13 protein-coding genes are annotated in these 12,982 nt (G+C 59.8%); 5 read left to right on the top strand and 8 right to left on the bottom strand.

Translation table 11 applies throughout. The annotated features are described in order from the left end of the window. The first annotated feature begins 90 nt into the window (after positions 1-90). Positions 91-951 (top strand): PDR/VanB family oxidoreductase, encoded by an 861-nt coding sequence (locus ABRP87_RS04420; RefSeq protein WP_349867877.1) that lies wholly within the window; start codon positions 91-93, stop codon positions 949-951. Between the two features lie 77 nt (positions 952-1,028). Here ABRP87_RS04420 and ABRP87_RS04425 read toward each other — a convergent pair whose 3' ends face one another. The 4 genes from ABRP87_RS04425 to ABRP87_RS04440 form a co-directional block, all read right to left on the bottom strand. After that, positions 1,029-1,952: a DMT family transporter gene (locus tag ABRP87_RS04425; RefSeq protein WP_284869527.1), complete on the bottom strand. Its 924-nt coding sequence runs from the start codon at positions 1,950-1,952 to the stop codon at positions 1,029-1,031. 144 nt (positions 1,953-2,096) lie between these two features. Further along, positions 2,097-3,473 (bottom strand): acetyl-CoA carboxylase biotin carboxylase subunit, encoded by a 1,377-nt coding sequence (gene accC, locus ABRP87_RS04430; RefSeq protein WP_005284133.1) that lies wholly within the window; start codon positions 3,471-3,473, stop codon positions 2,097-2,099. Positions 3,474-3,490: 17 nt separating this feature from the next. Next, on the bottom strand, positions 3,491-4,042 hold the full coding sequence (gene accB / locus ABRP87_RS04435) for an acetyl-CoA carboxylase biotin carboxyl carrier protein (protein WP_349857563.1): 552 nt from the start codon (positions 4,040-4,042) through the stop codon (positions 3,491-3,493). Between the two features lie 2 nt (positions 4,043-4,044). After that, entirely contained in the window at positions 4,045-5,601 is a 1,557-nt protein-coding gene (locus ABRP87_RS04440; protein ID WP_005278129.1) for a hydroxymethylglutaryl-CoA lyase-like TIM-barrel protein, read from the bottom strand. Between the two features lie 425 nt (positions 5,602-6,026). On the opposite strand from ABRP87_RS04440, the gene ABRP87_RS04445 reads away from it, so the two are divergent. Next, positions 6,027-7,373 (top strand): MFS transporter, encoded by a 1,347-nt coding sequence (locus tag ABRP87_RS04445; protein ID WP_349867878.1) that lies wholly within the window; start codon positions 6,027-6,029, stop codon positions 7,371-7,373. 73 nt (positions 7,374-7,446) lie between these two features. Here the strand turns inward: ABRP87_RS04445 and ABRP87_RS04450 are convergent, their stop codons facing one another. Next, positions 7,447-8,088 carry a 3-oxoacid CoA-transferase subunit B gene (locus tag ABRP87_RS04450; RefSeq protein ID WP_005278126.1) on the bottom strand — a complete coding sequence of 214 codons (642 nt, stop codon included), beginning with the start codon at positions 8,086-8,088 and terminating at the stop codon, positions 7,447-7,449. Beyond that, the gene (locus tag ABRP87_RS04455; protein WP_005278125.1) at positions 8,088-8,831 is read right to left on the bottom strand and encodes a CoA transferase subunit A; all 744 of its coding nucleotides are present in this window, start codon (positions 8,829-8,831) and stop codon (positions 8,088-8,090) included. Before ABRP87_RS04455 ends, ABRP87_RS04450 begins: the two co-directional genes overlap by 1 nt. 115 nt (positions 8,832-8,946) lie before the next feature. Between ABRP87_RS04455 and ABRP87_RS04460 the strand changes: the two genes are divergently transcribed. Then, a complete protein-coding gene (locus ABRP87_RS04460; RefSeq protein WP_349867879.1) occupies positions 8,947-9,720 on the top strand; it encodes an IclR family transcriptional regulator domain-containing protein in 774 nt (257 codons plus the stop codon). A gap of 9 nt (positions 9,721-9,729) precedes the next feature. Next, positions 9,730-10,947, top strand: coding sequence for an acetyl-CoA C-acetyltransferase (locus ABRP87_RS04465; protein ID WP_349867880.1), 1,218 nt, complete (start codon positions 9,730-9,732; stop codon positions 10,945-10,947). A 47-nt stretch (positions 10,948-10,994) separates the two neighbouring features. Here ABRP87_RS04465 and ABRP87_RS04470 read toward each other — a convergent pair whose 3' ends face one another. Together ABRP87_RS04470 and ABRP87_RS04475 are read right to left on the bottom strand one after the other, a co-directional pair. Continuing rightward, complete coding sequence (locus ABRP87_RS04470; RefSeq protein ID WP_502879280.1) at positions 10,995-12,281, bottom strand: acid phosphatase; 1,287 nt, start codon at positions 12,279-12,281, stop codon at positions 10,995-10,997. Between the two features lie 144 nt (positions 12,282-12,425). Beyond that, positions 12,426-12,551, bottom strand: a complete 126-nt coding sequence (locus ABRP87_RS04475) for a hypothetical protein (RefSeq protein ID WP_255342553.1) — start codon at positions 12,549-12,551, stop codon at positions 12,426-12,428. A 138-nt stretch (positions 12,552-12,689) separates the two neighbouring features. Between ABRP87_RS04475 and ABRP87_RS04480 the strand changes: the two genes are divergently transcribed. Beyond that, positions 12,690-12,971: a hypothetical protein gene (locus ABRP87_RS04480; protein ID WP_023023385.1), complete on the top strand. Its 282-nt coding sequence runs from the start codon at positions 12,690-12,692 to the stop codon at positions 12,969-12,971. Positions 12,972-12,982: the final 11 nt, after the last annotated feature.

Consider the following 12,982-nt stretch of genomic DNA (forward strand, 5'->3'; position numbering starts at 1 on the left):
AAACCCCTACCCCCACCAACACAAAATGTCGTTTAACTCGACACGCCGAAAAACAACACGTTTTGTCGTTTAACCCGAGCTAACGGCGAGATGCTTACCCGGCAATACTCGGTTTTTGAGCTGACCGGTTCCTCTTCGCCTGCCGCTGGCCAACAGGCACGGCCAACGTATGGCGTCGCGGTAAAGCGGGAGGCAAACTCCACGGGCGGCTCGATTGCAATGCTCAAACTGCGCCGCGGGGATAGCTTTGAAATCTCGCAGGCATTTAATAACTTCGAGCTCGTGGCAGACGCCGGCTACTACGTTCTTGTTGGCGCCGGCGTGGGCATTACCCCCATGCTTTCTATGGCTCAATCCCTCGAGCGCGAGAACAAGCCGTATATCGTGCTCTTTTTCGCGCGCGATGAACACCACGCGGTGCTGCTCGAGCAATTGCGCGAAACCTGCGGTGATAAGCTCATTGAGGTCTTTGGCCGCCCGCGCGACAAGCAAGCAGACATCTACCGGCATCTGCTGGGCCAAGCGCCGAAGGAGACGGCCTTTTATGTCTGCGGCCCGCAAGGCTTCATGGATTCCGCCAAAGAAATCGCGCTCGAGTATCTGCCCGAGCATGCCTTCCACTGGGAGAACTTCCACCCCGATCTAAAAGCACTGTCCGGTGAGAAAAACGCTGGGGCCGGCGACGGCCCGTTCGAAGTAGAATTTTGCGGCGAGACGGTAGAAATCCCAGCGAATAAGACCGTCCTAGAGGTCCTCGAGGATCTCGATCTGCCCGTAAAATCGCGCTGCTTGGAAGGCACGTGCAGCACCTGCATCATGCGCGTGGTCGACGGCGAACCAGATCACCGCGATTCCGTCTATGACGCGCAAATGTATGCCGATGGTGCCTTCGCACCGTGCGTCTCCCGCGCACTAAGCCCCAAGCTCACCTTAGAGCGCTGGCGGCAATAACCCTTCGCTCCGGTCCCAGCCGGGCGTGGGAGCGAAGGGTGGGCAAAAAAGGGGGCATCGGCAAGCGCGGCACAGCCCTATAGGGCGCGCACCATAATCACGCCGATAATGACCAAAACCAAGCCGATGATGCGATGCACCGGCGGCAAACCGCGCTCGGCATTGCCCCAGCCCAGCGATTCAATGACCTGACCGCAAATGATAGAGCCCACAAGCGAACCGATAACCGTCGTGCCGGTGCCGATCATGGGCGACAGCGTCGCGCCGCCAACCACAAAGAGCGCGCCGAGCACACCGCCGAGCCACATCCACCAGGGCCCGGGTGCGATGCCGCTCAAAAGGGCGCGGCGGGGAGCCTTCCACCCCAGGGTGAGCAGGGCCAATAGAATCACGCCGACACCCAGGGAAATGACACTGGCGGGCATGGGGCTATGCAACGCACCTCCCAGATAGCCGTTGACGGCGGTTTGGGTGGCAGAGCCCATGCCGATGAGCACGCCGAAGACCCGCCACAGCCACAGCGAAAGCCCGGTGGCTTGCGCGCGCGTGGTGGCAGCGCCCCGGCCGATTTCTAATACCAAGGCGATGCCGCCCACAACGATAAGCGCGCCGAGGATGCGCAGCGGGCCGACGGGAACCAAGGGGGATTCGAAAAGGCCGGTCAGATCATAAATAAGGCCCATCGTCACCTGTCCCAGGATGGGCAGGATGACGGTTTCTACGCTGCCGATGCGCGGGAAGAGCAGAATATTTCCCACGATGAAGGCCACGCCCATAAAACCGCCGAGCCACACCCACCACGGTTGGGCGGCCGCCAGCGCCAGGTCCGGTATCGCGTCACCGGTAACTATCAGCGCGAGTATGGCGGAGACGGCAAAGCCGATAATGAAGGAGAAGAACCCGGCAGCAATGGGCGAGCCCACGGACTCGCGCAGACGAGTATTAATGGCCGTTTGCGCCGGCACGATGGCGCCGACCAGCATGGCGGCGATAACCAACATTGTTTTCCTTCCCCACACGTTTGGGTCTAAGCAAAGCCTGGGACTAGGCGTGACATAGAGATGTAATTTTAGAGACTTAAAATGCAAAAGAGTGCAGGCCGGCACAAAGCGGAACCTGCACTCTCTCGCTAGAAGGAGCCGAGTTTAGTCATCCGTAGGGATGGAGTCGGTACCTTCCAGCAGCTTGGCAACGTAACCAGTGTTGAACTCGCCGCTGCGGAACTTCTCGCTATCAAGCAGCATGGCTTGGAATGGCGCGGTGGTGACAACGCCTTCTACCTGCAGCTCGTCGATGGCGCGCAGCATACGGGTGATGGCCTCATCGCGGTCTTCTGCCCATACGATGAGCTTGCCCACCATAGAGTCATAGAACGGCGGGATGGTGTAGCCCGTTTCGATGTGGGTATCCATGCGCACACCGAAGCCACCTGGCACGCGGTAGTGTTCGATTTTGCCCGGCCGCGGCGCGAAGTTCTGGTTCGGATCTTCGGCGTTGATGCGGCACTCGATGGCGTGGCCACGGATTTCCACATCATCCTGGGTAATGGACAGCTTCTGCCCGGAGGCAATGCGCAACTGCTCCTTGATGAGGTCCACACCGGTGATCATCTCCGTTACGGGGTGCTCCACCTGGATGCGGGTGTTCATCTCGATGAAGTAGAACTTATCTTCGGTGTTATCGAAGACGAACTCGATGGTTCCGGCGTTCTTGTACTTCACCTCTTTACACAGGTTAATCGCGGCTTCCTGCATCTCCTGGCGCAGCTCATCAGTCAGCACTGGCGAAGGGCCTTCCTCAATGAGCTTCTGGTTGCGGCGCTGCGAGGTGCAGTCGCGCTCGCCCAGGGCGACGGCGTTTTCTCCATCGGCCAGCACCTGGATCTCGATGTGGCGGATATCCGTCAAGAAGCGCTCGATGTAGACCGACGGGTCATTGAACGCGGACTCTGCCTCGTTCATGATCTCGTTGAGGTCCTTTTCCAGCGTGTCCTCGGATTCCACCACGCGCATACCGCGTCCACCACCGCCGGCGGCCGCCTTAATCAGCAGCGGGAAACCGGTGTTATGGGCAACCTCCAGGGCCTCATCGAACTCGGTGACCACACCGTCGGAGCCCGGAACGGTGGGAACACCGGCGGACTTAGCGATGCGCTTAGCCGCGATCTTGTCACCCATCAAGCCGATGTGCTCAGCCGAAGGGCCAACAAAGCCGATCTCTTCTTCTTCCACCATGCGGACAAAGTCCGGCTTCTCGGACAAGAAGCCGTAGCCTGGGTGAATGGCATCCGCCTTGTACGCCATGGCGGCAGAAATAACCAGCTCGGGGCTGTTGTAGCTCTTGGAAACATTCGCCGGGCCGATGCAGACTGCTTGATCGGCAAGCTTTACCGGCAAGGAGTCCTTATCGCCTTCGGAATAAGTAAGGATGGACTTAATGCCCAATTCCTTGCAGGCGCGAATGATGCGAAGCGCAATCTCACCGCGGTTAGCAATGAGCACGCTACCTAATAGATCTGACATATTTTCCTCCAGGTCGATTACTTCGGCTGGATGACCATGATGGGCTGGCCGTGCTCCACGGCATCCTCGTTATCTACAAGGATTTCCTTCACGGTGCCGGCAACCTTGGACTCGATGTTGTTCATCAGCTTCATGACCTCGACGATGCACAGCACCTGGCCAACCTCAACCTCGTCGCCAACCTTGACGAAGGGATCTGCACCCGGCTTCGGAGCGGCGTAGAAGGTACCGACCATAGGGGCCTTCACGGTCTCGCCCTCTGCGGACGGCTCACCGGAACCGGAGGCCTTTGGCTCTTCCTTCGGTGCTTCCTCCTGCGCCGGAGCAGGCTTGGACTCAGGTTCAGCGGCCGGAGCGGAAGCCGGTGCGGCCTCCTGTGCTGGTGCTGCTGCTGGAGCTGCGGCCGGAGCGGCTTCCGGAGCCGGTGCCGGGCGGTTCAGGCCACCTGGGGTGCGGGACATCGCGAGCTCGACGTCGCCGTACTTAATCTGCAGCTCTTGGATGTCATCAGAAAGGTTGGCCCACTTCAGCAGGGACTTCAGGTCGTGCAAGTTAGTGGAATCAGTCATGGTTACTTTTCTCCTTTGGTGAGGTTGATTTCCAAGTCGGAAGTCTTGAGGTGGAAGTCGGTGGTATCGGAAGAGTCGTAGATTTGCTGTACCAGGGAGGTAAGGACGCCACCCTTGACGCCTTCACCCTCGCCGCCGCGGCCTTCGGCCACAAAGCGCTTCATTTCATCGACCTGGCTGCCGGCGAACATCACGCGCAGCAACAGAGTGTCGATGTCCTCGTCCGGGTGAGCCTTCTTCAGATCCGGCAGGACCGGCTTAAGTTCTGGGATTTCCTCCGTGATTTCGGAGGATCCGTTGGCCATGATCTTCTCCAGCACGTCTGGGTCCAGCGGGGCGAGCGGCTCGCCGTAGTAGCCCAAGGCGTACTTCTTAATCTCGTTCGGGACCACGGAGTAACGGTCACCCGTCATCACGTTCATGACGGCCTGGGTACCCACGAACTGGGCAAACGGCGTAATCATGATGGGGTATGCGAGCTCTTCGCGCACGCGTGCAACCTCGTACAGCAACTCTTCGAAGCGGTCCCCCAACCCAGCGGTTTCCAGCTGGGATTCGAAGTTGGTAAGCATGCCGCCGGGTAGCTGGTGCATGTAGTGCAGGCCATCGAATGCGCGCGGAACACCTACTGGCTTATCTTCCGTATCGGCGATTTCCTGAATGCGCTCGCTGGCGGAATCGATGCGCTCATCGTCAACGTCCACCGTGTACCCCAGCGCGCGAAGGTCGCGCACCACGGCCTGGGTGGCTGGCTGTCCCGGGCCATTGGCCAGCGGAGCGATGGAGGTGTGGATAGAATCCACGCCCAATTCCGCTGCGTAGAGGTAGGTCAGCGGGGACAGTCCGGTCAGCGAGTGGGTGTGTACCTCGAGCGGTACGTCACCGATGGAGCTGCGGATCGCCGGGATGAGGGTCTTCAAACGGTCCGGAGTAAGCAGGCCGCCGGCGTCCTTCAGCATGATGCGGTCCACATCGGTGCGCTCGAGCAGCTCCGTGGCCTTCCGCTTGTACAGGTCATCGGTGTGCACCGGGCTCAAGCAGTAGGACAATGCGCCGAAGGTTTCGGCTCCGAGTTCCTTGGCCAGCTTGAGGCCCTGGTCGATGTTGTCGATGTCATTCAACCCATCGAAGGAGCCGATCACACGGAAGCCATTGGCGTAGAGGCGCTCGGTCCAGTTCAAGATGGCATCATCCGGCAAGAAGTCGAAGGAAGCCAGGTTCTTGGAGCGAATCAGGGCGCGGAACTTAGTGCCCGGCGCGGCGTTCTCGTGCACGAGGCGGACGCGCTCCCACGGGTCTTCCTTGAGGTAGCGCACGGAGACGTCGAACTGGATGGGCGCTACCAAGTCCACGTGCTCGAAACCAGCGTTGGTGATGTCATCCAACAGCGAAAGAATGTGGCTCGTGGTCATGCGGGTGGCCCAGATGCTCTGGTGCGCATCACGCAGGGTGGTATCGATGATGTTGATCTTGCGCTCGCTATCGGCTGGGCGTCCGCCCGCGGCCATGATTTCGGCGAGGCCTTCTGTACTTAGTTCCTCGGGACTAAGAGCAGTCATAAATCCCTCCTTAGGGTGTGGCTCCGGAAAGACTCGGTTGGTTCACAGTGATGGTTCACTTTGGTGGTTCAAGACTCTTCGAAAACCTTCCGTGTCGTGGCTCACACGCTACACCACACCCAAATTTTCAGTGCTGGAATTCCGGTCAGAAATGACCTTTTCCTGCGAATTCCAAGCTCGTTACGGCAAAGATTTTACCCAAATACCCCCATCCGGGGTCACAGTGCGCACTACCGTTCACTTAGCGAACATGAAGTTTTTGCAGTCTCCTCCCCTAAAAAGTGGTGGAAGACATGCAGTTTCTAGTCAGTAACCAAATCTACCTAGCCGGTGCCGAGATTTTCGTGGTCTACATCGCGAACTAATCGAAGTGTGATGTGCGTAATATCTTCCTCAATAATTCGGACCCATCCCTAGGAGGAACATTGACTTCTACCGCCCCGCCGAGCCCCACACCCACTTCGTCATCGGGCGCGACCAAAACGGACCGCAAATCCCTCGCAGCCAGCCTGACCGGCCAGATCCTTGAATGGTACGAGTGGAGCTCCTACGCGGTCTTCGCCCCATTCATCGCCGCAGCGATGTTCGACAAGGGCGATACCGCCTCCGCGCTGCTTGCCACCTTCGGCGTCTTTGCCGTCGGCTTCTTGGTCCGCCCACTGGGTGGCATCATCTTTGGCCGCATCGCTGATCAGCGCGGCCGCAAGACCGTCTTGATGACCACCATCATCATGATGGCCAGCGCCTCTGTCCTCATCGGCTTGCTGCCCACCTACGAAACCATTGGCATCTGGGCTTCTGTCGGCCTGCTCCTTATCCGCGTGTTGCAGGGCTTTGCACACGGCGGTGAATCCGCAGCCGCCAATAGCTACATCCCCGAAATCGCCCCGAACGCCCACCGCGGCCGCTGGGGTTCCATGGTTTACGTCTCCATCTTCGGCGGCTCGGTCATCGCCTACGTCTTGGGTGGCGGCATTTCACTGGTCCTGACGGACGAGCAGATTGGCGCTTGGGGCTGGCGCATTCCGTTCCTCCTGGGTGCCGCGGCAGCGTTGGTTGCGTTGTATCTGCGCCGCCACATGAAGGAATCGGATCACTTCCAGGAAATCGATAGCGCCGAGCCCACCGTTGAGGCTCCGAAGCGCACCAAGAAGTCCGTGAACTCGGAAAAACCGGCCTCTGTTGTCCGCCCGGCGTGGCAGAATATCTTGCTCATCGTGGGTATGGTCTCCGGCGTTACGGCCTCGCACTACACGTGGACCTCCTATGTTTCCACCTACGCCATTAGCCACGAGGGGATGTCCACTCAGGGTGCTTATTGGGTCACCGTGGCCGCACAGACTGCGGGTCTCATCGCCCTCCCGCTGTGGGGCAGCCTGTCCGATAAGATCGGCCGCAAACCCGTCATTTATATCTGCGCCATCGGCCTAGCCATCCTGCAGATACCACTGATGAACTTCATCGATGACCGCCCCTGGACCCTGCTGGTGGCCTCGACCATCGGCGTGGTCATCGTTGCCGCCGGCGGCGCGCTGTTGTCCTCCATCATGTCCGAGGTCTTCCCCACCGCCCAGCGCACCCGCAGCATCGGCCTGGCCTACTCGCTGTCTGTCGCCGTCTTCGGCGGTACCGCACCGTATATCTACCAGTGGTTCGTGGCCCACGGCCTTACCTGGGCTTCTGGCTTCTACGTCGTCGCACTGTGCATCCTCACGCTTGTCAGCATGTACATTCTGCCTGAAACCAAGGGCGTGGACCTGCGCGATGTCTAATCCACCAGCGAAACACTAAATCGCCGCTTCCCAGTCTCTCCCGGGAAGCGGCGATTTTCACGTCCACAACTAATTAATCGAGCGCTACCTTAAAGGGTGCGTCCGTAACCTCGCGGATGGACTCCTCGGTTTCCCCCTCGGCGACCTCGATAAGCGTCAGGCCCTCCAGCTCGTCCACGGTGAATACAGCGCGGTCGGTGATAATCAGATCCACACAGCGAGCGCCGGTCAGCGGCAGCTGGCACTCCGCCAGAATCTTGGAATCGCCGTGCTTGGATACGTGCTGCATCATCACTACGATGCGCTTGGCACCGTGCACCAAGTCCATCGCACCGCCCATGCCCTTGACCATCTTGCCGGGAATCATCCAATTGGCCAGGTCGCCGAACTGGGATACCTCCATGGCGCCGAGCACCGCGACGTCGATGGCGCGGGAGCGAATCATGGCAAAGGACTCGGACGAGGAGAAGAAGGATGCACCTGGGGCTTCGGTAATGGTTTCTTTACCGGCGTTGATGAGCTCCGGATCCACCTTGTCCTCTTCGGGATAGGCACCAACGCCCAAGATTCCGTTCTCAGAGTGCAGGACCACCTCGCGGCCCTCTGGCAGGTAGCCCGGGATGAGCGTCGGCATGCCGATGCCCAGGTTGACGTAGTCACCATTGTCCAGTTCTTGTGCGGCGCGTGCCGCCATTTCTTCGCGTGACCAGGTCATTACTTGCTCACCGTCCTGAATTCGATTCCGGTTTCTTGTTTGCCCACTTCCACTACGCGGTCCACGTAGATTCCGGGCACATCGACCTCTGCGGGAGGAACGGCTTCTACCAACTGTTCTGCTTGCACGATGGTGATATCGGCGGATTTGGCCGCATCGGGGTTGAAGTTCTGGGCGGTCTTATTAAAGGCAAGGTTGCCAAAGCGGTCCGCGCGGGCGGCATGGACGAAGGCGAAGTCCGGGGTAAGGGCTTCTTCCATGACGTAGAGCTCGCCGTTGAACTCGCGGGTTTCCTTCGGTGCGGAGGTCTCCGCGATGGTGCCGTCGGGATTGTAGCGGGTGGGGATATCGCCATCGGCAAGCGGCGTGCCCACGCCAGCCTTGGTGTAGAAGGCCGGAATGCCCGCACCACCGGCGCGCATGCGCTCCGCCAGGGTGCCCTGCGGGGTAAATTCGACGGTAAGCTCGCCCTCAAGATACTGGCGCGCGTATTCCTTATTGGTTCCCAGGTAGGAACCGATGGAGCGGGCGATGCGGTGATCCTTGAGCAGCAGGCCCAGACCAAAATCGTCCGTACCAAGGTTATTGGAAATGATGGTGAGCTCGCTCGCGCCCTGGGAGCGCAGCGCAGCAATGAGTTGCGCCGGGATACCCACAAGGCCGAATCCGCCCACCGCGATGGAGGAACCGTCCGGGATATCCGCGACGGCCTCCTCTACTGAGGCTATGACTTTATTCAACATGGTCTTAGACTACGTGTGGTTCACAGACAGCACAAGGGTTCAGAATGCGAACGTTATCGGGTACACTAAAGAGACCTGGGCCACTTAACCCTGAAAATAGCTTGGAGGACACACCGTGGCAGACACCCCCGTAGTGCAATCCCTTGCCCGCGGACTCAACGTCATTCACTCGTTTAATGGCGAACGCCCGCGGCAGACACTGGCCCAGGTTGCCGAGGTCACAGGCTTAGCGCGCGCTACCGCACGCCGCTTTCTACACACGCTTGTCGCAGAAGGTTACGCCCGCACCGATGGCTCAGATTTTTGGCTCACCCCGCGCGTTTTGGAACTGGGCTATTCGTACCTATCAAGCTTGGGATTGCCGGATATTTCCCAGCCCCATTTGAGGGAGTTATCCACCAAACTCGATGAGTCCTGCTCCGTGAGCGTGCTCGACCGCGACACCGTGGTCTATATCGCCCGCGCCGCAGCGCACCGCATCATGTCCACCAATATCACCATCGGCACGCGCTTCCCGGCGCACGCCACATCCATGGGCCAGGTGCTACTCGCTGATTTAACGCCGGCGGAGCTGGATGAGTATTTCGCCACCACCGCTCCGCTCGAGCAGGTCACCCCGCACACCTTGGTATCCCAGGACGCGCTGCGAGCCCGCCTCGGCGAGGTGCGGCGGCGCGGCTGGATCATCGTGGATCAAGAGCTAGAAATCGGCCTGCGCTCCATCGCCGTTCCGATCCGAGATCGCACCGGGCGCGCTGTAGCGGCCATCAATATTTCCACCCAGACCTCCGTGTATTCCACCCAAGATCTCACCGCGCAGATCCTCCCAGAGCTCCTCACTACGTGCGCGGCAATTTCCCACGATCTCACTACCACCGAAATTTCCTAAGGAGAATCCATGCATACTCAAGACGTCGTCCTGTGCTACCCCAAGCGCACCCCAGTCGGTCGCTACGGCGGCGCGCTGAAATCCGTCCCCGTCCAGGATCTGGCCAGCCTGGTGGTATCCACCATCGTGGAAGAATCCGGCATCGACCCGAACATCATCGATGACATCATCCTCGGTCAAGCCTCCCCCAACGGCGCTGCGCCTGCCTTGGGCCGCGTCGCCGCACTCGATGCCGGCCTGCCCGTCTCCGTGACCGGCATGCAGCTCGATCGCCGCTGCGGCTCCGGACTGCAAGCCATCGTCACCGCCGCCGCCCACGTCGCCACCGGCGCGGCCGAGGTGGTCATCGCAGGCGGCGCCGAATCCATGTCGCGCACCGAGTACACCGTGGACGGCGACATTCGCTGGGGTGCGAAGGGCGGAAACATGGTCTTTCGCGATCGCCTCCAGGAGGCCCGCGAAACCGCCGGTGGTAAAAACCACCCCATCCCCAGCGGCATGATCGAAACCGCCGAGAACCTCCGCCGCGAGCGTTCCCTGTCGCGCGAAGACCAAGATGAGCTTGCGGTGCGTTCCCACCACAACGCTGCCCGCGCGCAAGAGCAGGCGCTTTTCGATGCCGAAATCGTCCCTGTCTCCGTCCCCCAGCGCAAGGGGGATCCCATCATCGTGGACAAGGATGAACACGTGCGCGCTGATTCCAGCGTGGAAAAACTGTCCAAACTCCGCCCAGTGATGGGCAAGCAGGATGACGAGGCCACAGTGACCGCAGGTAACGCCTCCGGCCAGAACGACGGCGCCGCCGCCGTGCTCGTGACCACCCGTGAAAAGGCTGACGAGCTCGGTCTCGAACCGATGGTGGTCTTGAAGGGCTGGGCGCTTGCCGGCGTAGAACCAGAGCGCATGGGCATCGCACCAGTTGAGGCAACCCGCAAGGTCATGGACCGCCTCGATCTCACCTTCGATGACCTCGACCTCATCGAGCTCAATGAGGCCTTTGCCGCCCAAGCCCTCGCGGTACTAGATCAGTGGGGCATTTCCCCCGAAGATTCTCGCTTTAACCCCAATGGCTCCGGCATCTCGCTGGGCCACCCAGTGGGAGCGACCGGTGCCCGCATCGTGGTTACCGCCGCGCACCACCTGCGCCGCACCGGCGGCAAGCGCGCGCTGGTTACGATGTGCATCGGCGGCGGCCAGGGCCTTGCCGCCATAATCGAAACCGCCTAGTCCTCGCAATGAGGGCCTAGGCGGTATCGAGGGGGCGGGCGACCAAGCTAGCCTTGGACGCTCACGCTGCCATCTGCATTAACGTTTACTTGCGCCGCCATGGCACGGGCAACGTTAAGCCGCTGCCAGGAGCCGTCCTTGCCTTGCCAATCCAATGGATTGCCGGCAGGGCGTGCGGTCTGGCGTAGCACCTCGGCGCGCTGTTCCGGAGTCAGGTCCGGGTGGGAAGCGGCGAGCAGTACCGGGGCGCCCTGCGGCACAACCATCGGCGCGTCCGTCGGATTGCTTGGAGTGAAATCGTAATCCAAGAAATCCGTGTATTCGTCTACAGCATCTGCGGTGGACCGGTATTCTTTGCCATCGGCCTTATCCTGTGCGACGAGTTCTTCTACAGATTTGCCCGTACGCCACTGAATCTCTTCACGAATTTCCTGCGCAGCCTGCTGCAATGCATCGCGCATGCGGTCATCGTTCAAGCGATCCGCCGCCGCAGCTTGACCGGTCATGCGTCCGCCAATGACGTCCAATGGGTAGTGCACACCCAGTACGACGCGGTGGTTCCCTGCTTCGGCGCCGCGCAGCATCAACTGTGGGCCTACCTCCGGAAGCATAGAAGCCATCAAAGTGGTGATCCACGTTGCCTGGTTAGTGTGCCCAGAAGGGAAAGCTGGCGAGGTGGAATAGAGATCCTTCGACTCGTCTTCGTAGCGGTTAATAGCATCAGGTGCCTGCACGAATGGGCGGTCATAACGGAAATAGTACTTTTCTGCGAAGGTGGAGCTAGCCAGCCCACCAGCACGGGCGGCGTAGCCATTGCCCAGCAGGTACTGAGTCTTTGGCAGTCGATGCTCTGCCAAGGCCTCGCGGAATGCGCCGCCTAGGCTCTCGCCCATGGAGTCAGAAATGGCCTCGAGCATCCCACCGGAGCTTGCCTTGGCATCGGATTGCGCACGGGCGATCAGCTCAGGGTCATCAGCAGCCGCATTGTTAATGGCCACTACCTTATCCATGTTTTCTTCAAGGACCTCAGGCTGGTGCTTAATTTGGTCAAACCCGCGGACAACCTGCCAATAGTTGCCAAATTGGTAGGACGAAATATCGGATTCAAAGCCTGCCAGGTAGTCCACACCAAAGGGCTGAGGAACCGGCGCGCCTGGGTGCTGCACTGGAGAGGGGCCGATACTGGATCCACTGCTAGATCCCTGTACCTGCGGCACCTTGGACGAAAGCTCACCCGCCTGCGCAGCGGGTGCAAAGGAAGCAACAGTGAAGCTGGCGGCCGCTCCGAGAGCAAGTACTCGACGCGAAACACCACGATTGAAAATACGGGTCATATAACGCAACTTTCAGCTAGAAGTGATTTCCTCTGCACACTAACCAGCTAACGTTAAGGAAATATGAACTGCGCGCTAACCTTTCTCAGCGCTTTTTTAAACAAATAGTTATATGACCGCTCAAGCTAATCGATGCCTCCCTGCCTACTCCACCCAGAACCGTGTTTCCTCGGACGGTTCGGCACCAGGCGCGGATAAGCCCGCCGTGGCGAGTGCGGCAAATGCCACCGCGGCGGCCATGGCCGAATCTCGCTGCTGATGAAGAATCATTAACTCAACCTAGCGCGAATGGGCGCCGATGAAAACAGGAAGGCACTTCCAGCGGGCAGTTTCGGCGCGAAACCGTACATACGCGGTAAGCTAGAGAGGAACTTTTGCTCGCATAGGATAAAGGGGAATTAGTCAATAATGATCCAATTCGTCTTCGGCGCCGCCGCAGGGTACGTATTTGGCACCAAAGCGGGCCGCAAGCGCTACCACCAAATGAAAAGCGCCTACCAAAAGACCGTCAACTCCCCCGCCACCAAATCCGCGGTGCGCTCCGCGCGCAAGATGGTAGCCAACCGCCTGGATCCCGAGCCACGCATGCGCGAAATCCACGACCTTTCCGAAAAGCGCCGTGGCAAAGGCAAGGCTCGCGGGAACCAGGCTCCACAGGCAGACCGGATTTATGAGCCCGATGAGGATTAAAACCTTTCCCC

It is taken from the genome of Corynebacterium sp. KPL2830 (genome assembly GCF_040225635.1).
GTDB lineage: Bacteria > Actinomycetota > Actinomycetes > Mycobacteriales > Mycobacteriaceae > Corynebacterium.

What these genes read in the sequence shown, in the direction of transcription:
- ABRP87_RS04480 (WP_023023385.1), top strand. Translation starts at nt 12,690, where the DNA reads ATGATCCAATTCGTCTTCGGCGCCGCCGCAGGGTACGTATTTGGCACC.
- ABRP87_RS04455 (WP_005278125.1), bottom strand. Translation starts at nt 8,831, where the DNA reads ATGTTGAATAAAGTCATAGCCTCAGTAGAGGAGGCCGTCGCGGATATC.
- accC (WP_005284133.1), bottom strand. Translation starts at nt 3,473, where the DNA reads ATGTCAGATCTATTAGGTAGCGTGCTCATTGCTAACCGCGGTGAGATT.
- ABRP87_RS04450 (WP_005278126.1), bottom strand. Translation starts at nt 8,088, where the DNA reads ATGACCTGGTCACGCGAAGAAATGGCGGCACGCGCCGCACAAGAACTG.
- ABRP87_RS04425 (WP_284869527.1), bottom strand. Translation starts at nt 1,952, where the DNA reads ATGTTGGTTATCGCCGCCATGCTGGTCGGCGCCATCGTGCCGGCGCAA.
- ABRP87_RS04440 (WP_005278129.1), bottom strand. Translation starts at nt 5,601, where the DNA reads ATGACTGCTCTTAGTCCCGAGGAACTAAGTACAGAAGGCCTCGCCGAA.
- ABRP87_RS04465 (WP_349867880.1), top strand. Translation starts at nt 9,730, where the DNA reads ATGCATACTCAAGACGTCGTCCTGTGCTACCCCAAGCGCACCCCAGTC.
- ABRP87_RS04475 (WP_255342553.1), bottom strand. Translation starts at nt 12,551, where the DNA reads ATGATTCTTCATCAGCAGCGAGATTCGGCCATGGCCGCCGCGGTGGCA.
- accB (WP_349857563.1), bottom strand. Translation starts at nt 4,042, where the DNA reads ATGACTGATTCCACTAACTTGCACGACCTGAAGTCCCTGCTGAAGTGG.
- ABRP87_RS04470 (WP_502879280.1), bottom strand. Translation starts at nt 12,281, where the DNA reads ATGACCCGTATTTTCAATCGTGGTGTTTCGCGTCGAGTACTTGCTCTC.
- ABRP87_RS04420 (WP_349867877.1), top strand. Translation starts at nt 91, where the DNA reads ATGCTTACCCGGCAATACTCGGTTTTTGAGCTGACCGGTTCCTCTTCG.